Source organism: Candidatus Margulisiibacteriota bacterium, from assembly GCA_031268855.1.
Taxonomy (GTDB): Bacteria; Margulisbacteria; Termititenacia; order Termititenacales; family Termititenacaceae; genus Termititenax.
This window is the reverse complement of the sequence record JAIRWS010000089.1, coordinates 1-18,587: the sequence shown is the minus strand read 5'-3', so window position 1 is coordinate 18,587 and position 18,587 is coordinate 1. Positions and strand designations below refer to the sequence as shown.

Annotated in this window: 21 protein-coding genes, 1 tRNA gene and 1 pseudogene; 17 read left to right on the top strand and 6 right to left on the bottom strand. The window is 49.5% G+C overall.

Annotation, left to right across the window (positions count from 1 at the left end):
* The first annotated feature begins 122 nt into the window (after positions 1-122).
* The 6 genes and pseudogenes from LBJ25_05485 to LBJ25_05460 all read left to right on the top strand — a co-directional run bounded on the left by LBJ25_05485 (position 123) and on the right by LBJ25_05460 (position 4,044).
* A pseudogene (locus LBJ25_05485) lies at positions 123-1,172 on the top strand (PDDEXK nuclease domain-containing protein).
* A 197-nt stretch (positions 1,173-1,369) separates the two neighbouring features.
* Positions 1,370-1,846, top strand: a complete 477-nt coding sequence (locus LBJ25_05480; protein ID MDR1453406.1) for a hypothetical protein — start codon at positions 1,370-1,372, stop codon at positions 1,844-1,846.
* A complete protein-coding gene (locus LBJ25_05475; protein MDR1453405.1) occupies positions 1,846-2,124 on the top strand; it encodes a cell division protein SepF in 279 nt (92 codons plus the stop codon). Before LBJ25_05480 ends, LBJ25_05475 begins: the two co-directional genes overlap by 1 nt.
* Positions 2,117-2,836, top strand: coding sequence for a lysophospholipase (locus LBJ25_05470; protein MDR1453404.1), 720 nt, complete (start codon positions 2,117-2,119; stop codon positions 2,834-2,836). Before LBJ25_05475 ends, LBJ25_05470 begins: the two co-directional genes overlap by 8 nt.
* A gap of 72 nt (positions 2,837-2,908) precedes the next feature.
* Positions 2,909-3,790, top strand: coding sequence for an S-layer homology domain-containing protein (locus tag LBJ25_05465; GenBank protein MDR1453403.1), 882 nt, complete (start codon positions 2,909-2,911; stop codon positions 3,788-3,790).
* Positions 3,790-4,044 (top strand): GIY-YIG nuclease family protein, encoded by a 255-nt coding sequence (locus LBJ25_05460; GenBank protein ID MDR1453402.1) that lies wholly within the window; start codon positions 3,790-3,792, stop codon positions 4,042-4,044. The genes LBJ25_05465 and LBJ25_05460 overlap by 1 nt, the downstream gene beginning before the upstream one ends.
* Here the strand turns inward: LBJ25_05460 and LBJ25_05455 are convergent.
* From LBJ25_05455 to LBJ25_05445, 3 genes are all read right to left on the bottom strand, one after another.
* Positions 4,026-5,411 (bottom strand): DEAD/DEAH box helicase, encoded by a 1,386-nt coding sequence (locus tag LBJ25_05455; protein ID MDR1453401.1) that lies wholly within the window; start codon positions 5,409-5,411, stop codon positions 4,026-4,028. The two genes, LBJ25_05460 and LBJ25_05455, sit on opposite strands and share 19 nt — an antisense overlap.
* Positions 5,412-5,491: 80 nt before the next feature.
* Positions 5,492-6,352, bottom strand: coding sequence for a hypothetical protein (locus tag LBJ25_05450; protein ID MDR1453400.1), 861 nt, complete (start codon positions 6,350-6,352; stop codon positions 5,492-5,494).
* A 159-nt stretch (positions 6,353-6,511) separates the two neighbouring features.
* On the bottom strand, positions 6,512-6,985 hold the full coding sequence (locus LBJ25_05445) for a YfcE family phosphodiesterase (GenBank protein ID MDR1453399.1): 474 nt from the start codon (positions 6,983-6,985) through the stop codon (positions 6,512-6,514).
* A 94-nt stretch (positions 6,986-7,079) separates the two neighbouring features.
* On the opposite strand from LBJ25_05445, the gene LBJ25_05440 reads away from it, so the two are divergent.
* The 11 genes from LBJ25_05440 (at position 7,080) to LBJ25_05390 (ending at position 15,683) form a co-directional block, all read left to right on the top strand.
* The gene (locus LBJ25_05440) at positions 7,080-8,333 is read left to right on the top strand and encodes a 3-isopropylmalate dehydratase large subunit (protein ID MDR1453398.1); all 1,254 of its coding nucleotides are present in this window, start codon (positions 7,080-7,082) and stop codon (positions 8,331-8,333) included.
* A 24-nt stretch (positions 8,334-8,357) separates the two neighbouring features.
* Positions 8,358-8,873 (top strand): 3-isopropylmalate dehydratase small subunit, encoded by a 516-nt coding sequence (gene leuD / locus LBJ25_05435; GenBank protein ID MDR1453397.1) that lies wholly within the window; start codon positions 8,358-8,360, stop codon positions 8,871-8,873.
* A 7-nt stretch (positions 8,874-8,880) separates the two neighbouring features.
* Positions 8,881-9,654: a TatD family hydrolase gene (locus LBJ25_05430; GenBank protein ID MDR1453396.1), complete on the top strand. Its 774-nt coding sequence runs from the start codon at positions 8,881-8,883 to the stop codon at positions 9,652-9,654.
* A gap of 1 nt (position 9,655) precedes the next feature.
* Positions 9,656-10,027 (top strand): holo-ACP synthase, encoded by a 372-nt coding sequence (acpS, locus tag LBJ25_05425; GenBank protein ID MDR1453395.1) that lies wholly within the window; start codon positions 9,656-9,658, stop codon positions 10,025-10,027.
* A gap of 120 nt (positions 10,028-10,147) precedes the next feature.
* Positions 10,148-10,471: an HIT domain-containing protein gene (locus tag LBJ25_05420; protein MDR1453394.1), complete on the top strand. Its 324-nt coding sequence runs from the start codon at positions 10,148-10,150 to the stop codon at positions 10,469-10,471.
* 40 nt (positions 10,472-10,511) lie between these two features.
* Positions 10,512-10,584 (top strand) — tRNA-Ala (locus LBJ25_05415).
* A 396-nt stretch (positions 10,585-10,980) separates the two neighbouring features.
* Positions 10,981-11,313, top strand: coding sequence for an MmcQ/YjbR family DNA-binding protein (locus LBJ25_05410; protein ID MDR1453393.1), 333 nt, complete (start codon positions 10,981-10,983; stop codon positions 11,311-11,313).
* Between the two features lie 105 nt (positions 11,314-11,418).
* Positions 11,419-11,616 (top strand): 30S ribosomal protein S21, encoded by a 198-nt coding sequence (gene rpsU, locus LBJ25_05405; GenBank protein MDR1453392.1) that lies wholly within the window; start codon positions 11,419-11,421, stop codon positions 11,614-11,616.
* Between the two features lie 6 nt (positions 11,617-11,622).
* Positions 11,623-12,741 (top strand): LptF/LptG family permease, encoded by a 1,119-nt coding sequence (locus tag LBJ25_05400; GenBank protein MDR1453391.1) that lies wholly within the window; start codon positions 11,623-11,625, stop codon positions 12,739-12,741.
* 9 nt (positions 12,742-12,750) lie between these two features.
* On the top strand, positions 12,751-15,108 hold the full coding sequence (locus LBJ25_05395) for a tetratricopeptide repeat protein (protein ID MDR1453390.1): 2,358 nt from the start codon (positions 12,751-12,753) through the stop codon (positions 15,106-15,108).
* Positions 15,105-15,683: a TIGR03936 family radical SAM-associated protein gene (locus LBJ25_05390; GenBank protein MDR1453389.1), complete on the top strand. Its 579-nt coding sequence runs from the start codon at positions 15,105-15,107 to the stop codon at positions 15,681-15,683. The genes LBJ25_05395 and LBJ25_05390 overlap by 4 nt, the downstream gene beginning before the upstream one ends.
* Positions 15,684-15,834: 151 nt before the next feature.
* Here the strand turns inward: LBJ25_05390 and LBJ25_05385 are convergent, their stop codons facing one another.
* The 3 genes from LBJ25_05385 to LBJ25_05375 form a co-directional block, all read right to left on the bottom strand.
* Positions 15,835-16,233 carry a hypothetical protein gene (locus tag LBJ25_05385; GenBank protein ID MDR1453388.1) on the bottom strand — a complete coding sequence of 133 codons (399 nt, stop codon included), beginning with the start codon at positions 16,231-16,233 and terminating at the stop codon, positions 15,835-15,837.
* A complete protein-coding gene (locus LBJ25_05380) occupies positions 16,230-16,610 on the bottom strand; it encodes a hypothetical protein (GenBank protein ID MDR1453387.1) in 381 nt (126 codons plus the stop codon). Before LBJ25_05380 ends, LBJ25_05385 begins: the two co-directional genes overlap by 4 nt.
* Positions 16,611-16,637: 27 nt before the next feature.
* The coding region (locus tag LBJ25_05375) for a hypothetical protein (protein MDR1453386.1) at positions 16,638-18,587 on the bottom strand (1,950 nt) is incomplete at its 5' end.

The window sequence follows — 18,587 nt, the reverse complement described above, 5'->3', positions numbered from 1 at the left end:
AATCCGAATAGAAACACCAATGGCAATAGATTTGAAAGAGTCTGTCAGATTAAATTATAACGATCATTTAGGTACATCAGGAAGTTTGATTGGAAAATTTGCTGCTGTGCTAGAATACCTGTATGTCTAAATATAAACTGGTCAGCAATAAGTTATATGGTTCTATTGCCAAACTTATAGAGCAGAGCCGCCATATTCTTACACGGAATATCAATCAAGCCATGGTCTATACCTATTATGAAATAGGCAGAATGATTGTTGAAGGCGAACAACAAGGAAAACAGAGAGCGGAATACGGGAGAAGTGTATTAAAGGAATTATCTAAAAAATTAACTTCAAGATTTGGTAAAGGATTTTCGGAACGCAATCTAGAACAAATGCGTTACTTTTATGTTGTGTATTCGCAACGGCAAATTTCGCAGACAGCGTCTGCGAAATCCAGTAAATTAGTTATTAAGGATAAAATTCTACCGCAAAAATTCCAGTTAAGCTGGTCGCATTACATAATGTTAATGCGGATCGACAATGTAGACGAGCGTAACTTCTATGAAATAGAAAGCCTAAATAATAATTGGAGTTTGCGCGAGCTTGTACGCTAATTTAATAGCGCATTATATGAACGGCTGGTTTTAAGTAAGGATAAAAAAGGCGTTAGAGCATTGGCCAATAGAGGGCAGGTCGTTGCACAGCCGGAAGATTTAATAAAAGAGCCTTATGTTTTAGAGTTTTTGGGATTGCCGGAACAGGCAAGATATTCCGAAAGCGAGTTGGAACAAAAGATTATTGATAAACTACAACAATTTTTACTGGAGCTTGGTAAAGGGTTTACTTTCGTTGGCCGGCAGGTGCGGTTTACTTTTGACGAGCAGCACTTCCGGGTTGATCTGGTATTCTATAACCGTATCTTAAAATGTTTTGTCTTGATTGATTTAAAGATTGGAAAATTAACCCATCAAGATTTAGGACAAATGCAGATGTACGTTAATTATTATGATCGTTTTGTACGACTGCCGGAAGAAAACAAAACCATTGGCATAATTCTCTGTAGAAATAAAAACAATGCTTTGGTAGAAATAACCTTGCCAAAGGACAACAAAACAATTTTTGCCAGTAAGTATCAGACAGTGCTGCCGAGTAAAAAAGATCTGCAAAAACTTATAATCGGAAAATAAGTTTTAGTCACCTTGCTCCAGTTTGGTAGTGTAAACTAAGCTGTGTAAACGGGAAATATTAGTTTTCTAAAATCACCAGCCTTTCGAACATGATCGCCGGCTGTGGTATATTTTGCCAGGCTTTTTGAGGTTATAAAGTAACCACAAAAAACATTCAAAAGCTGAATAATCAACCTGGATTATGTTATAATATTAGTATGCGAAAATTTATTTATGCAGCGCTTCTGCTGGGGGTATTATTTTTGACTGGCTGTAACGGCCGTTTGGTCATTAAGAACTCGGAGATCAATAATATTATTCCACAGTTCAAAGAATTTGTGGCTTTGTACGGCTACAATTTGACCTATGCCAATGACAGCACTGGAGCCTACCGTGTGGAGATGGGGCAGGTTTACATACCGGCGCAGACCGAAACTGTCCGCCAGCGCGCGAATATCGCCACGGAAAATATTTATACGCAGCCGCAGTTAAATTCATATGAAGAGAGCCGCTGGAAAACCGTCTCGGCTATTGACCGCTATGTGCTGGTGGCTGTCATGGTGCGCATAATTGCCCGGGACAGTGACGTGATCATTCAGCTGGATTCTACGGAAAGCGTCGGCCCGACTTCCAGTCAGGTGAATTTATTGCGTAAATATTTCCGCGACCTCGGCTATCAGGCGGAATTTGAATAATGAAAGCTCCGGCGCGGGCGTCTCGGAAGTCTGTCCGGGTACATGTTTTGCGCTCTCATGAGGATGAGCAGTTTGTTGCGGATCAGGTTATCGCTGGTTACATTGTGCTGGTCGATTTTAAGTATATCGATGAAGCGATCAAGCAGCGGGTCAAGGCTTTTTTGGACGGCACGATGTGCGGGCTCGACGGCAGAATGCTCGTGCTGCGTGATGATCTGTTGCTGCTTTTGCCCAATGGCGTGCTGGAAGAAGATATGGAGGAATACAAACTTGCGTAAACTTATCTGGGGATTTTTATTGCTGGCGCAACTGGGAGCGGTGGAGTACAGTCTGCCGGCGCCGCAGCGCGTGGAAATACCGGCTAACCGCTTGACCATTATCGGCACCTATTATCCGGCGCCAACGACCGGCAGCAGCGCGGTCATTTTGATCCACGGCCTGGGGCGCAACCGTGGCGATTGGAATGACCTGGCCAAGTATCTGCAAAAAGAAGGCCTTAACGCTTTGTCCGTGGATCTGCGCGGGCACGGCGAATCTATCGACGAGGACGGCCTGGGCTGGCGTGCTTTTACCGCGGAAGATTATAAAATTTTGCTGGCCGATCTCAATGCTGTTTTGAGTTTTGCCGGACGCAATTTCAATGTTAAGCCCGGGCAAACCGGCTTGATCGGGCAGGGACTCGGCGCCAATCTGGCTCTGCAGCTGGCCGAGCGCAACCCGCAGGTGGCCGGAGTGGTTTTGCTTTCACCGGCGCTGGACTACAAAGGCGTGAAGCTGGCCGTGGCTAGATATCAAAAATCTATTTACATTATTTGTAGCCATTTCGAGAAATTATCAGTCGAAGCTGACGAATATTTAAAAAGAACTTTCAAAGGTAAACTCAAGTCCGACGTCTACGATTACGGCGGCACGATTATTTCGCTTTTTCGCCAAAAATTTACTTTGCCAGCCAATATTTCTGTTTGGTTCAAGCAGCTTTTTGCTAATTAGAAACTGCCGGAGCGCGCCAGGGTCTTAAAGCCGGTCAAAATGAAAAGATCATTCTTAATATTATTATTGTTTTTGTCTGCGTTGGCAGCCGCTGCGACTGAAGTAGATTTATCACCACGGATAATTTTGCAAAACCCCACGGCGAATTTGACTACCACTCAGTCGCGTTTGGCTGTGTCGGGAACGCTGCGTAACGCTGCGGTCTACGTGCTCAATGGTGAAGAATATTCAGGTGAAAAAATAGAGCGGCAGATCGATCTGGTCGTCGGTTTGAACGAGCTGACCATCGGCTTGCCGGAACAGCCGCAAATGCATAAATTTAAGATCTTGCGTTTGAGCAGCTTTGACGATCTTCAGACTGAACCGGCCAGAGACAGTATTATCGCGGTGGCTACTTTGGGTCTAATGCCGGGCGATTATCCGCGGCGTTTCAATCCGCGGCGCGCTGTTTCCCGTCAGGAAATGGCGGAAGTTATTCTGCGTTTGCAGAATAATGATCGGGCGCAGACCTGGAGCGGCGCGTTTGCCGCGGCGGATCTTCTTTCCAGTGATGGAATTTTGATCGGTTTTCCTGACGGCCTGTTGCGCCCCGCCGGGCATTTGACCAAAGGCCAGCTGGCGCTGGCTCTGGCGCGCTTGCTTGGATTGCCTTTGCGCGAGCCCCGCCAGCACAGTATTGTCAGCCGCGAGCACTGGGCGGATCCGGCTGTCGCTGCTCTGGCAGACACGGCTTTGTATGACAGCGGCGATTTTTCACCGCGTAGCGCAACGGTCAGCCGCGCTTATCTGGCCGTGCTGCTGGCGCGTCTGCCGCAGATCGATGAGCGCATCAAGGCCCTGTATTTTTATGAAGATCTGCGCCTCGAGCTGCCGCAGCGGACAAATTACTGGCAGAGGCCGCGGCCGGAAAATGACCTGCTGCTTTTTGAAGAAGCGGCGCGCGGCGGCCGCTGATGTATTCCGTGTATATTTTGCAGTGCGCGGACAGCACTTATTACACGGGTATTGCTTTGCACGCGGCGGAGCGTCTCGCCGCGCACAATTCCGGACAGGGCGCTAAATACACCAGAGCGAGACTTCCGGCGCGTCTGGTTTATCAAGAAGATGGTTACACTAAAAGCGCGGCGCTCAAACGGGAAAAAGCGATCAAAAGTTTGCCGCGCGCGGAAAAAATAAAATTGCTAAACGGTCAGCGTTTCTTGCCGTGAGATCTGTTGGGCAGCCATTTTTTTTGAAAAAAATTGCCGGTGTCGCTGGAATCGTGCGAATAAAGCGGTTTGCTGGCCGGCGCTTTATCTGACCTGCGGCTGTCGCGCGCGGCCGGGAAACGCTTTTCTTTTTGCGGCGGCCGCTCATAGTTTTCCAGTTTTTGGAAATTATAACTTTTTTTGCCGCGCAGATTGCCGCGCGGCCTTTGACGCGGTCTGACCGGTCTTTCGGCGCCGCTGAATTTTAAAACTTCCCCGTCGGCGGGCTTGACGATATTTATGGATTTTTTTAGCAAACGCTCAATGTCACGGACGAGCTGTCCCTGCTCTGGCGTGGCGATAGAAACAGCTTTGCCGTTTTGTCCAGCGCGGCCGGTGCGACCAATGCGGTGAATATAGCTTTCCGCTTCGTCAGGAATATCGTAATTGATGACCAGCTGTATGTCTTTGACGTCAATGCCGCGCGCCGCAATATCTGTGGCTATCAAAATGCGGTATTTGCCGGAACGAAAACCGGCAATGGCCTGCTGCCTTTGGTACTGGCTGCGGTCAGAATGAATCTCCGCGACCGGGTAGGTTTTATGTAGCATTTTCGTCAATTGCGCGGCCATGCGTTTGGTACGCACGAAGACCAGCACCGGGCCGGAGCTCTCGTCCAGCAGTTTGGCGAGCAGGGATTTTTTTTGTTCACGGCTGACAACGTATAAACTTTGTTCGACAGTCTGCGCGGCTGTACCGGCCGGCGCGACCTCGATAGTTTCTGGCGCCTGCATATATTCGCGTGTGATCTGCCGGATCTCCGCCGGCATCGTGGCGGAAAAAAGCATTGTTTGTCTGGCCGCCGGCACGGCTTCCAGTATCTTTTCAATTTGCGGCTTGAAACCCATGTCCAGCATTCGGTCTGCTTCATCCAGCACTAAAAATTTCACATTATGCAGACGGATCGTGCCTTGCTGCAAATGGTCGATCAAGCGGCCGGGCGTGGCGATGACCAGGCGCGGCTGTTTGCGCAGATTTTGGATCTGCAGATTCATTGATGCGCCGCCGATCAAAAGGCAGGTGTGCATACGGAAGGGCTGGCAGATTATTTGCAACGTCTCCGCCACTTGCTGCGCCAACTCGCGCGTCGGCACGAGTGTTAGGGCATTGCCGTCAGAGCCGAGCAAGGCGTTCACTATCGGCAGACCAAAAGCCAGCGTTTTGCCGGTGCCGGTCTGGGCAATGCCGAGAATATCCTTGCCCTGCATGGCTGGCGGTATGGCGCGCGCCTGTATCGGCGTCGGCGTCAGCCAGTTGTTGTCGTTTACGGTTTTTAACAACAGGGGATTTAATTTCAAACCGCTGAATGATTCTGTATCACTGTCCACAATTAATTACTAGTATAAAGCCTGCCACGTTTTTTGTACAGCTAAATTTGCAGCCTCTGCGAAAAACAGGCCGTAATAAGTCAAGGCCTGTTTATCCATTGCCTAAAACGCTGAAGAGTATTTACCCTTATGGATGAATTTGTTTCTTGATTGCTTGCTGTCCGGCTTTGTTCCTGTAGTATTGGCAATATATCTAAAGCCTTCCAATTCTCTAAGTGCTCTTTATAAGTTCTGTCTGGGCTAACGCTGTAGTGGCCGCTTTTAAAGTATTCGATCTGGCCATAGTTAATAATATGAAACAATAAAGTCAGATCGTTCTGCCTTAAGGCAGCGCCGACTATCAAGCCGTATTTATCAGACGAGAGCCTGTGTCCGCAGCCTCTCACGTATTCCAAATCCAGAGGATTTTCATTAATACGCGCGGCCACTCTTTCTGTTAATTCTGTGTCGGTGATTTCCCAATAATCTGCTGTATGAAATGGATCACTGCTCAAAACGGATGTATAATTTGGATGTTTTCTTTTCCAAGCCTCGCCCAAAAGTTTAAAAATATCATTCTCGATCATATAGCTAAGTTTTTGTTCGTCTGTATACTGATTTGGAGTGCGTGTTATTTCCGGTGAAGCTCCTAGTGTATAAACATTCTCATTTGTATTTGGCTCGCGTATGTCTTCCAGCGCGACGTTATGAATATATTGCCAGGTCACGAAACCGTGTCTTTCTAGAGCAGTCAACGCCAAATCTGCATAATCAGCGTAGGTCAATCTATCCCTATCTACTTCGCCAAGCAACCGAACATCTTTTTCTATGCCTCGCCTGACATATTTTGCGTAGTTGCTTGAGGACACTTCGGACGGAGCTCGCGTTATGTATTTATGGTATAGACTGCCATAATTCCTTTCAGCCATTTTTGCTCTGAAACTCATAACTTTGGTCTGCATGTTTATTCTCCTAAATATTTTTGTTTTTCTGTACACTAATAATTTAACACCACAGATATATCGTAACTAATTCTCAAGTGTTGCAAATATTTTAACACTTTTTTTGTAGATGTAAAAATTTCTGAACTGCTCTCCTGCCTGGATTAGCGGCGCGGCGGCTCATAATTCCAGGATCTTCGCTTGGCCGTTTTGGTAGACGGCGTAGCTTGGCCGGCCGCTGCGCGGCCGAAAAGGCGAGCCCGGATTGATGTAAAGTTTTTGGCCGTAAGTTTCGAGCGCGGCGATGTGCGAATGGCCGGTGATAATAATATCGTGATCTCCGGCGGGCACGGCGCTGTCGCCGTGACACAGCAAAACTTTTTTGTTTTCATAAATAAAAGACACCGTATATTTTTGCGCGGGGAAAAATTCTGGCCGGTCGCAGTTGCCGTAAACGTAATATTTGAGATTGGGCAGATCCTGATATTCCTGCCGCAGACTTTCCGGCTGATAGTCAGGGTTGTGGGAGTAGGGGTAACGGTTGCCAAAAAAATCACCGGCAATGACCAAAACATCCTCCGTCTGCAGTCGGCTCAGCAGTTTTTGCCAGACCGAATAAGCTCCGTGAATATCGGCAGTGATAAATAAGCGCATCGAGCGATAGTTTAACTTATTTTTTGCCTGCCGCAAGTATGCTGGCGGGCGTTCGCTAGGCAGCAAATCTTTATTGGGCTATAATGCCGCAATTATGGGTTTGACCATCACCGAAAAAATTTTAGCGCGCGCCGCCGGTAAAAAAACAGTCCAGCCGGGTGAGGTCGTTTTTGCCAGTGTCGATATTGCGCTGGCGCATGACGTGACTTCCGATCTGGCCATTGATATTGTGGAAAAAGATTTTGGCGGGCGGATCTGGGACCCGGACAAAATTATTGTCCTGCCTGATCATGGCGTGCCGAATAAAGATATTCAGACCGCCACGCTGGTCAGAAAACTGCTGGATTTTGCCGCCGCGAAAAAGATCAAAAATATTTACAGTGTGGAGACCGGTGATTACGGTGTTTGCCACACGATGCTGCCGTACCGCGGTTTTGTGCGGCCGGGGCAGGTGATCGTGGGCGCGGATTCGCACACCTGTCAGCACGGCAGTCTGGGCGCGTTTTCCACCGGCATCGGCTCTACCGAGCTGGGCAATGTTTTTGCCACCGGCAAGCTCTGGTTCCGCGTGCCGGAGACTATAAAAATAGAAGTGCGGGGCAGTTTGCCGGACGGTGTGATGGCCAAAGACCTGATCCTGCGCGTCATCGGTGATCTGGGCGTGGACGGCGCGCTGTACATGGCGATGGAATGGACCGGCTCGACTATCGAGAGCTTGTCCATTGACGAGCGCATGACTTTGACCAATATGGCGATCGAATGCGGCGCGAAATCCGGCATTATCGCGCCCGACCAAAAAACGATTGATTTTGTGAAAGCCCGCACTGAAGAAAATTTTGAGCCGCTGTATTCTGACCCCGACGCGCATTATGCTAAAACGCTGATTTACCAGGCCGAAGATTTAACGCCGCTGGTGGCCAGACCTTATCTGCCGTCCAATGTCGCGCCGGCCAAAGACTGCGCGGATGTAAAGGTCACGCAGGTTTATATCGGGTCCTGCACGGGCGGCAAATATGAGGATTTTGCCGCGGCGGCCAAGGTTTTGAAAGGCCGGAAAAAAGCCGCCGGCGTGCGTTTGTTAATCGTGCCGGCGACCACGGAGATACAGAGACAGATCATTCAAAACGGTCTGTATGATATTTTCATGGCCGCGGGCGGCGTGCTGGTCTCGGCTGGCTGCAATGCCTGTTTGGGTTATCACGGCGGTATTTTAGCGGCCGGAGAAGTCGCTGTGTCCACGACCAACCGCAATTTTCGCGGCCGCATGGGGCACGTGGATTCCAAAGTTTATCTTGCTTCGCCGCTCACCGCCGCCAGATCCGCGTTGACTGGATATATAACAGGCTGATATTCGCGCAGCAAAGGAGTAACAATGGCTAATATTATCAAAGGCAAAGCGTTCGTGGTCGGCGACAACATTGACACCGATCAAATAATTCCAGCGCGTTATCTGACGACTATGGATCCGCAGACCCTGGCGCAAAACGCCATGCGTGATCTGGACCCTAAATATGGCGCGTTCCTCGATACGGAAAATCAGGGCGCTTATCAGATAATTGTCGCGCGGAATAATTTCGGCTGCGGTTCTTCGCGCGAGCATGCGCCGATCGCTCTGGCCGCGGCTGGCGTCAAAGCCGTCATCGCTAATTCTTTCGCGCGGATCTATTACCGCAATTCGATCAACGGCGGACGGAGCATTTATCCGCTGGAAACCGCCGACGCTGTTTCCGCGCGGATTAAAACCGGAGAAGAGCTGGAAATTGATTTAGAAAAATTGACCGTGAAAAAATCGGACGGACAAACTTTTGCGCTCAAAGATTTTGGCCCGGTCAAAGAGATCATCGACTGCGGCGGATTGACTGCCTATAATTTGCGGCATAATTCATAAAAAACCTATGTTCGACACGCACGCTCATTTATACCTGGACCCGCTGGACAAAGAAGCTCCAGCCGAAATAATACGCCGCGCCGCGGAGCAGGGTATTACTAGAATTATCAATGTCGGCATTGATATAGCCACTTCACAGGTGTCTGCGGAGCTGGCCAGACAAAATGAGGTCATTTACGCGGCAGTTGGCATTCATCCGCGGGAAGCCGAGGCTGCATACAACGATAGTCAAGTTTTTCGTGAATTAGAGCGATTATTGGGGCAGAAAAAAGTAGTCGCTCTGGGCGAGATCGGTCTGGATTATTACAAAAATCAAGTCGCGCCATCAGTGCAAAAGCAGGTTTTTGAATGGCAGATCCGTTTGGCGCTGGAAAATGATAAACCGATCATTGTGCATAACCGCGAGTCCGACGCCGATGTTTACGAGATACTAAAATACTACAAATGTCCCCGCGTGGTTTTCCATTGCTACGGACGCGGTCAGGATTTCACGCGCCGGATCCTGGATCTGGGCTGGCTGGTGTCTTTTACCGGCAATATCACTTTTCCGAAAAATCGACAGGGGCAGGAAGCGGTGGCTTTCACGCCGCTGGATAGGATAATGCTGGAAACGGATTGTCCTTTCATGGCGCCAGCGCCGCATCGCGGCAAGCCCTGCGAGCCGGCCTATGCGCGGCTGGTGGCGGAAAAAATTGCGGAGCTTAAAAATATATCTCTGGCGGAAGTAGAAAAAGCGACCGACCGCAATGCGCGGAAATTTTTTGCTTTAACGGAGAATTAAAATGCTGGGACTGGACGCTGTCGAAGTGGCGCGCGTTAAAAAACTGGTGAATTCCGCGAGCGGCCGGAGATTTTTGCAAAAAGTTTTTACGCCGGCAGAGCTGGCTTATTGCACAAGCAACGGCAAGTATAAGTACGAATCTCTGGCGGCGCGTTTTGCGGCCAAAGAGTCGGTCGGCAAGGCGCTCGGCGTAGGCATAGCGTTGGGCGAAAATTTGACCAGTATCGAAGTCGTGAATGACGCTAAAGGCAAACCGGCGGTCGTTCTACACGATAGAGCGCTGGCTCTGGCCAAAGAAAAAAACATTTCCGCTTTTGAGCTGTCTTTGTCGCATACGGACAGGACGGCTTATGCGGTGTGTTTGGCGAGGTGACTTTTTTTGCGGCGAGAATATCTTGCCCGAAGCGGACGTAACCTTCAGCGCTATGCCGTGTCCGTGGCGGTAAAGGTATTTTTCTCGCAAGATACAAATAAATTAAAGTAAAGGAGTTATATGTGTATTTTTTGCCAGATCATTAACAAAGAGATACCGGCGCAGCCGGTTTATGAGGACGCGGACACGCTGGTTCTGGCGGACACCAACCCGCAGGCGCCGATCCACTGGCTGGCGCTGCCCAAAATCCACGTGGAAAATCTCACACAGGCCGCGCCGGAACAGATCCTGGCTTGCGCGCGGGTTATTCAAAAATTGGCCAAAGAAAAAAATATTACCAGTTATAGAATAGTGGTCAATACCGGCGCGGATGCCGGCCAAACCGTGCCGCATCTGCATTTTCACATCCTGGCCGGACGCGCTCTCGGCTGGCCGCCCGGGTAAGAAAAAAAGTATTTCTTATGCTAAAATGGCCGCGGTTTGTGGGGATATAGCTCAGCTGGTAGAGCGATTGGTTCGCAATCAATAGGTCAGGGGTTCGACTCCCCTTATCTCCACTCGAGCTTAACAAGCGGCGTGGCCGCGAAGTTAAGCGAGAGCAACAAGCCCGCGTAGCGGGCGAAGTTACGAGTTTATGACACGAAACGAAGCCACAAGGCGGCGAAGCCGCCGAAGTGACAAGGTCGAAGAAATAACAAGTGATATAAACGTAGCCACTTGTAAGGTTCGACATGAAACTCACAAGCGGCGTGGCCGCGAAGTTAAGCGCGTCGAACTTCACAAGCGCCGTAGGCGCGACGTGAAGTGAGACCCACAAGCAGACGAAGTATGCGCCGTGGGAGCCAGCAGCACTTCCTCCGTGGCTTGAGGCCGCTGTCGGTCACAAGGCGGCGAAGCCGCCGAAGTGACAAGGTCGGAGAAATGACGAGTTTAGATAAACAAGAGGTTAATACATGACACTCAAACAACTGCTCAATTACGCCAAAGCCAAAGACGGCGTGGAATATGAATATAAAGCAGCGTGGCAGGCTGACGTTGTCAAAGTCAAAGGTAAGATGTTTGCTTTTGCCGGCCAAGACAAGGCTGGCAATAACATCATTAACTTAAAAAATGACCCTTGTGTAAATTTGGAACTGCGCGCGGCGTTTCCAGATTTCGTGACGGCGGGATATTATTCCAACAAAGAACACTGGAATTCTTGGTATTACGCTAAAAAAGGTCTGGCTCTTGGCCTGCTGAAAGAACAGATCGACCGGTCTTACGAATTAGTTGCTGGCGGCAAATAATTTTGGCCGCCATGAATAGCGGATATTCTCAAATTTTACAATTTTGTCAAAATGCGCTAAAATTGCACAGGGTGTTTTCTATTTATATTACATTAAGGAGGTTTTATGGCTTACGCGGAAGCGAGAGATAATGAAGATATCGAAAAAGTTTTGCGTCGGTTCAAAAGACAGGTGAAAGACGAAAATATTTTGCAGGATTTGCGCGAGCGGGAAGTGTATGAAAAACCTTCCGAGCTGCGTAAAAAAGAACAGCGTGAAAGAGAACGCCAAAACCACCGCCGGATGCGTCTGGAAGAATACTAAAAACCAATGCTGCGGCTGGGGGCAATCGGCAGATTTAAGCTGATCGACCGTTATGTCGTCAGCGAAGTGGTCAGCCTTTTCTTACTGGGCATGGCCGCTTTGATCATCATCGGCACGATCGATCTGGTTTTTAGTTTTATCGATCTTTTCGTCAATAACAATGTGCCGTTCCAGATCGTTTTTAAGATTTTGATTTTTAAAATCCCGGAGATCATGGTGCTGTTTTTCCCGATGGCCGTTTTGTTTGCGACGGCGATGGCCTTGATCCGCATGATCACCGCTTCGGAAATCACCGTCCTGCGCGCCGGCGGTTTCTCGCTGCTGCGCATTGTGGTTCCGTTTGTGGCGGCTGGGATTTTGGCGGCCTTTTTGTCTTTTGCCAATAACGATCTGCTGACGCCCTGGGCCAACGGTGTGGCCAACCAGCTGATCGACAGGGTCGTTTTGAAAAAACCGCTGCCGGATATTTTGGAGAACACTTTTTTTAAAGAATCCGAAGCGCGCTATTTTTTTATCCGCCGCATCGACAAGCAGACCGATGTCATGGAAGATGTAGCGGTGTATGAGCTGACCGGCGAATTTCCCCGCGTCATCACGGCCAAACGCGCGCGCTGGGACGGGAACCAGTGGCTGCTGGAAGACGGCTTCGTGCATAAATATGACGAACGCGGCGCGCTGGCTTATCAAAGCGATTTTGCCGAGCTGAAGATCAATATCGATAAAAGTTTTTATAATTATTATAAAGCGCAAAAAACTCCGGCGGCAATGTCGACCCGCGAACTGCGCGGCCGGATCCAGGAGTTAAAAAACAGCGGCGCGGCGACCGGTCTGCTCCAGACCGCCTATTATTTGAAATTTTCTATGCCGGCGGCTTGTTTGATTTTTGCGCTGGTCGGCACGGCGCTTTTGCTTTTGTTCTTGAGCGGCAGCCGCGATATTTGGAGCATTATTAAAGCGGTTCTGCTGGCGCTGCTTTCTGTCGGTTTTTATTTTTTCCTGCTGGCTTTTTTCCGTGCCTGGGGACGCGGTGGTTACATTTCGCCATTTTGGTCGGCCTGGTCGCCCAACTTGATTTACGGCGCGCTGGCGGCTGGTATAATAAGCTGGCAAAACAAAACCAGATAGGGGAAACGCATGACAACAGACTGGCGCGAATTGCAGGCTTTGCGGGAAAACGCGGCCAGGTATTTTGCCCAAAATTATTTTTTGCAGGCCGCGGTCTGCGACGAACAGCTGATCAAATACAACAAAACTTTAGCGCCGGACATTATTCTTAAATACTTAAAAGCGCAGCAGGAAAATCCGCGGCTGCGCGCCGAGCTGCACAAGGCGATGATCAAATTGTATCTGGCCGCGGACAATCCTTTTGATCTGCTGGATGAGATCGACGAATATTTAGACCTGGCGCCGACCGATCCGCAGGTGATCGACCTGTTGCTAAAACTGGGCTATGCCTACAAACAAAATCCGCTGCTGACACCGCTGCTGGCTAAGGCTGCCGAACACAATCCGCAAAATTATTCTTTGCTAAAAACTCTTTCGGGGTTATACTTGCAGCAGGGCCAGCCAAAAACGGCGATCGCCCTGTACGAAAATTGTTTGCAGAGCGGAGAAAGGGGGACTCCGGAAATGCTGAATATCCTGACCGAATTGCATCTTCAAGACCGCAATTATACGCGGGCGGCTGAACTATACCGCGAACTTTCCCAGCAGCAAGCGCAGGCCGTGATCGACCGGCTGGAACTGCTGCGCGGTAAAAAAGGCATGTCGGCTGAGCTGCGTTTTTTACTGGCCGAGCTGCAGATCAAAAATAAAGAGCCGGACAAGGCGTTGGAAGTCTACGAGGAGATACTCGCGGAAACTCCGGCTGAAGCGGGGAATGTTTTGACCACGCTGAAAAAAACTTTTTTGGCGGTTTACGAAGATTATCCAAACGCGAAATTTTTGCAGGCGCGCGTTTATAAAATCCAAAAAAATTATTCTGAGGCGGTCAGCGCGCTGTTTAAGCTCGTCAATCTCTCGCCCAGATATTACGATCAGGTGGCTGCGGAATTACGGGAAATTATCAAGCTCGAGCCGCGGCAGTTTATGGCGCTGGACACGCTGGCGCTGATCTGTGCTTATCAAAAAGATTTTGCCAGAGCCTTTTATTATTACAGCCGCGTGATCGATCTGCTGCCGGAACGCACCGCTGACATTGTGGAAAAAGCCAAAGGTGTTTTGCGCGCCCATCCGCAAGTGATTGCCGCGCGGGAGATTTTGGCCAAAGCCGCTTTTGCCAAAAATAATTACCGCCGCGCCAAAACAGAGGCCGAAGCGCTGCTGGCGATCGATGCCCAAAATGCCGGCGCGCGTCTGGTGCTGGGGCGCGCGCAGCTGGAGCTGGGCGAACTGGAAGATGCCGTGGTGTCTCTGCGCGCGGCTCTGGCCGCCGATCCCGGCAATAAGCTGATCCACCAGTATTATCAGGAGGCGGAGATTTTGACTTTGGATCGTAAGATCGCCGAGCTGGCTAAACAAGCGGCCAAAGATCGCTGGAAATATTCAGCGCATTTTGAGCTGGGTAAACAATATTTTCACCGCGGCTCCTTGACCGAAGCCGTCAGCGAATTTCAAATTGTCGTCCGTGACGCCGAACGGCAGGCCGCAGCGCACCGTTATCAAGGGCTTTGTTATAAAGAAATGGGGCGGTACGATCTGGCCGCCGCGCAGTTTAAAAAAGCGCTGGCCAAAACTCCGGAGAATAACCGCCGCGAACGTTTGAAACTGCTCTTTTATGCTGGTCTGGCGCATGAGGCGCTGGGGCAGCAGCAGGAAGCTCTGCGGTTTTACGAGGAGATACAACTGCTGGAATTAAATTACGAGAACGTGGCGCAGCGCGCGGAGAAAATCAAAAGTTTTTCCTGGGTGGAAGTCCGCGGCAAGGCTTTGGCGGCGGCGCTGGCCGAGCCCGGCGCGAAACGCCTCATTTGCAGCTGGGCGAAAAACAATGAGTCGGAAGAATACGCCAAGCGTTTTAAAAATAAAAATATCGACATGTCTTTCAGCATGGAGCACAATAATCAGGCCGTAGAATTGGCGCTCTGCGGGCGTGTCGGGCAGGCCGCGGAAGACCTGCTGCTGGCCGAGCAAATGGACCCGCGGTTTACGATCGTCCACAATAACAAAGCCGTGCTGGCTCTGCTCAACAATAAACTTGACGAGGCCAAAAAATATCTGGAGCAGGCCAGAGAATTAAATCCGCGCGTCTGCATTATTTACGCTAATTTGGGCGTTTATTATTTGCTGGTTGGCGAGCCGGACAAGGCGCAGGAAAATCTGGAGATCGCGCTGTCGCTGGACAACACGATGTATTTGACGCAGCTCAATCTGGGCGATCTTTATTATGAAAAAGAAAATATTCCTCAAGCTCTGCGTTTCTGGCAGAAGGCGCTGCGGTTTGGCGTCCTGCCGGAATTAGCCAAACGCCGCCTCAAATACTGGCAGTTGTGAATGAGCTGAAATATAAATATGCGCTGCTCTTTCAGAAAGACGGCCTGCTGATTTTTTTAGCGCACTTGGATTTGCTGCGTCTTTTCGGCCGTGTCCTGCAAAAAACGCGGCTGCCGGTCGCCTACACTCAGGGTTTCAATCCGCATCCGCGTTACGCTTTGCCCTATCCGCTGCCGGTCGGCTGCGTCAGCCGCGCGGAAGCGCTGGAAATTTATTTGACACAGCCGGTTGACGCCGAAACTTTGCCCGCGCTTTTTAATCAGTATTTGCCGCCGGAGTTAAGGGTAACTAAAGCGATTTTCGGCGCGGCCGCGCCTGAGTATTATTTCCGTGTTGTCCTGTCCGCCGAGCGGTTTTTGCCGGAGGACTGGCCGGACAGAATACTGGAAAAACAGAACAAAAAAGGCCGGATAAACCAATACCGCCTTGGAGACCACGTGCGTCTGGAGCAAAAAGGCCGCGAATTATTCATCCGCCCTCGGAGCGAAAAGATCCTGAAAGCGGAGAAAATCTGCGCTCTACTGGGGTTTGGCGCGGATGACCTGGAAGATATTTTTCGTGAAATAGACGAATAAAGCGCGGCAAGTATTTTACCCTCATCCCGTGGAACAAAATGTTTCACGGTGGAAACACACCATATGTAGCGTATTCACTTGCTTCGATCGGTTCGCCAGCGTATCCGCAGGATACTCCGCTCACCGACCGACATACTCCATGTTTCACATTTTAATTTTCGGATTTTCTGTGTTTGCGTCTGCGGGTGGAAATGCCGGCGGAGGAGCTGGTAATTGCGGTGAAACGTTTTTCAGCGGCCTTAGAGACCCAGCGCGGGGCAAAATCCGCGCAGGACAGCGAGAGCAATTGTTCCGTATTTAACCCCGGCAAGATATCGGCAAGCCAGAGCGAACTGTACAAGAGGATGGAATAAACACGGTCGTCGCGCAGGATCAACTCTTTCAAGACAGGCGGCGTGGTCGGCGCTGGCAAATTAACAAGCAAATTGGCCAAAGACATTTCTTTTATAATGCTTTCGGCGGCGGCCTTAAGGTCTGCCGGAATAGTATCGGCGGATACCAGCAAACGAAAAGAGTTTTCCAGCTCGAACCAGCCGCCGAGAATATTCATGAACCCGGCTCCAGAACTTCGTTAAATTGCTCCGCGCATTGCGCATAGCCTTCGGGGTTTTTCTCTTTTAGCTCGTTCATATATTCCCGGCCGAAAGAATACAGGCTGTCCTTGAGCATTGGTAAATTATCCTTATCCGCGGACAGCTCGGCGAAACGTTTTCCCGCGATAGCGCGGATATCAGGAGGTGTCTTTGGATTGCAGAGGACTTTGACCAGAGATGACACAGGATATTTCTCTATCCGCGAGCGCATATCATCGAGATAAAGTTTTTTGGCTGCCGGGGATGCCGCGTCCAGAATATCTTCCGGTTTCAAGCGGGAGAGCGAGAGCATTTCTAGTGTCAATTCTAGCTCTTGCGTAAGGTCTGCCGTCATATTTTTATCCCCCTGATAGTTCTTGGTTTACGCCGTGACCAGCTCCGGTTGTTCCTGGTCTTTTGCTAACTTGTCGCCGAGGATCTGCTCTATCTTATTTTTCACGGCTTCCGGCAGGACGCTCTTATAGCTCTGGTACAGAGCCATCAGCTGGAGCGGATCCATGTGCTCCAGAGCTTTAAGGACAGCGGATTTTTCTTTTTCATTGAGTCCGTTAAAACCCATGGCCAGCTGGATTAGTTTTTCTGGATTATTTTGCGCCATTTGCTGGAGAATTTCCGGCAGATGTTCTTCATTCTCGACCTGCGCCCTTATTTCCTCGGGTAGGTCTTCCAGCACATTCTCCCGGAAGCCCAGTTCGTTCAGGCCGAGGGATTTATTTAGATCATTAATGGCCTCGCGGATAAGTCTGCTGGGAATATTGTTCCGGTGACCAATGTCGGCGGGCAGGTCAAATTCAATATCTTCCATATCTTCCTTGACTTTTTTAGATACCCTGCCTTCCTCTATTTTCATTTGATAATTCTTAATAGCCCTTTCAAATTCTCTATAATCGGTTGCCATTGTCTCTATGGTTTTTTGCAGGTTTTTCCATTCCTGACTGGAGCTATCCTCGATAGTTTTAGCGATGTTTTGTAATTCCTCTATCCGGCCTTTGATAGTCATGGCCAGCTGGGAGATGATAAGAACATCTTTGGAATAACCGAAAAGGCCGGACTTGAGGATCTCCGCATTGGGATCATTGCCCAGAGTATCATTAAGTATTCTGCTGATCTCCTGCATGGCCTCGGCTTGTACGGCCAGGGTCTGCCGCACTTTGGCCTGAACGACCTCATTGCGCCGCGTTTGCTGTTCTGTTTTTTTAGTTCCATTCGGCGTGACGGTGATCTGCTTATCCAGTTCCCGTATATCGGGCGAATTCGCTATTTCTTTTATGACGGCAGTGGATTGCGCGGCGGAGTCTATCAGTCTGGTGGCGAGTTCCAGCAGCCTGGGATTGCCGGACGCTACCGTGAGTATTGTTTCCGCCTCGGCAAGCCTGGCCTCCGCTGCGGCGGATAGCTCTTTCTCAAAATTTTTGTTACTCTCGATATTCTTTTCGATCTGCTCGGCGTCTATTTGTTCGATAGTGTCGCCCAGTTCTTTACGCGCGGCTTCCAGTCTGCTCTGTACATCCCCAACGCTAAGCTGCGAGGCGGTGAACGTGCCAGACACCATATCTGGCGTAGGGGGGGGGGCATTTACACTAGATGTAGCGTCTAGACCGGCGGCAGCACGCTGGACATTGTCGGCATTTCTCTGATTGGTATTGAGCGAGTTTATGACATTTCTACAGGTGTCGGCCAACGCGCCTGCGGCGGCAGCGGCTTTGTTCCAGCCCATGTTTTGATAAACTTCTTGATTTTGCTTAGCTATCCCTTCAGTGTCTCTTATTTGCTGTCCATATATTTCCTTATCTTCTTCGGGCATAGTCTCTATGGCAACACCAATCCGCCCCTCTAATTCCGCAAAATCAGCGTCAGTAAGTCCGAATTGTTTTGCAGCATTCGCAATAATGCTTTTTCTTTCTGCCTTGGACAGATTGGGATTTGTGTAAGCTTCATATATATCGTCAATCGCTCGTTTTTGCGCCGGATTAAAAGGTGGCTTAAAACCTTTTTCTAAAATAATATTCAGAATAATCTGTGCTTTTATATACTTAGGGCTATTTTTAGAAAAGTTTTTGGCAGACTCCAGCAATTGCTGGGCTTTGTCCAGTGGAAAACCCTCATTGGTATTTTCTGTAACATGCTCGACTATATGGTCAGCTAGTTGCTCTCCAACAATTGAGCGTATATCTTCTATTGATAGATTTGGCTTTAATAAAGGTGTAATAAATTTTTCAGCGTCTATTATGTCCACATACGAGACCAGCAGACTCAAAGTATTTAGCGCGTCCGGATTCTTACTATCTAAGACCGTGCGTAGATTTGCGCA

Coding starts and splice junctions, on each gene's coding strand:
- LBJ25_05480 (MDR1453406.1), top strand. CDS start 1,370: ATGCGAAAATTTATTTATGCAGCGCTTCTGCTGGGGGTATTATTTTTG.
- LBJ25_05475 (MDR1453405.1), top strand. CDS start 1,846: ATGAAAGCTCCGGCGCGGGCGTCTCGGAAGTCTGTCCGGGTACATGTT.
- LBJ25_05460 (MDR1453402.1), top strand. CDS start 3,790: ATGTATTCCGTGTATATTTTGCAGTGCGCGGACAGCACTTATTACACG.
- LBJ25_05450 (MDR1453400.1), bottom strand. CDS start 6,352: ATGCAGACCAAAGTTATGAGTTTCAGAGCAAAAATGGCTGAAAGGAAT.
- LBJ25_05445 (MDR1453399.1), bottom strand. CDS start 6,985: ATGCGCTTATTTATCACTGCCGATATTCACGGAGCTTATTCGGTCTGG.
- LBJ25_05440 (MDR1453398.1), top strand. CDS start 7,080: ATGGGTTTGACCATCACCGAAAAAATTTTAGCGCGCGCCGCCGGTAAA.
- leuD (MDR1453397.1), top strand. CDS start 8,358: ATGGCTAATATTATCAAAGGCAAAGCGTTCGTGGTCGGCGACAACATT.
- LBJ25_05430 (MDR1453396.1), top strand. CDS start 8,881: ATGTTCGACACGCACGCTCATTTATACCTGGACCCGCTGGACAAAGAA.
- acpS (MDR1453395.1), top strand. CDS start 9,656: ATGCTGGGACTGGACGCTGTCGAAGTGGCGCGCGTTAAAAAACTGGTG.
- LBJ25_05420 (MDR1453394.1), top strand. CDS start 10,148: ATGTGTATTTTTTGCCAGATCATTAACAAAGAGATACCGGCGCAGCCG.
- LBJ25_05410 (MDR1453393.1), top strand. CDS start 10,981: ATGACACTCAAACAACTGCTCAATTACGCCAAAGCCAAAGACGGCGTG.
- rpsU (MDR1453392.1), top strand. CDS start 11,419: ATGGCTTACGCGGAAGCGAGAGATAATGAAGATATCGAAAAAGTTTTG.
- LBJ25_05400 (MDR1453391.1), top strand. CDS start 11,623: ATGCTGCGGCTGGGGGCAATCGGCAGATTTAAGCTGATCGACCGTTAT.
- LBJ25_05395 (MDR1453390.1), top strand. CDS start 12,751: ATGACAACAGACTGGCGCGAATTGCAGGCTTTGCGGGAAAACGCGGCC.
- LBJ25_05385 (MDR1453388.1), bottom strand. CDS start 16,233: ATGAATATTCTCGGCGGCTGGTTCGAGCTGGAAAACTCTTTTCGTTTG.
- LBJ25_05380 (MDR1453387.1), bottom strand. CDS start 16,610: ATGACGGCAGACCTTACGCAAGAGCTAGAATTGACACTAGAAATGCTC.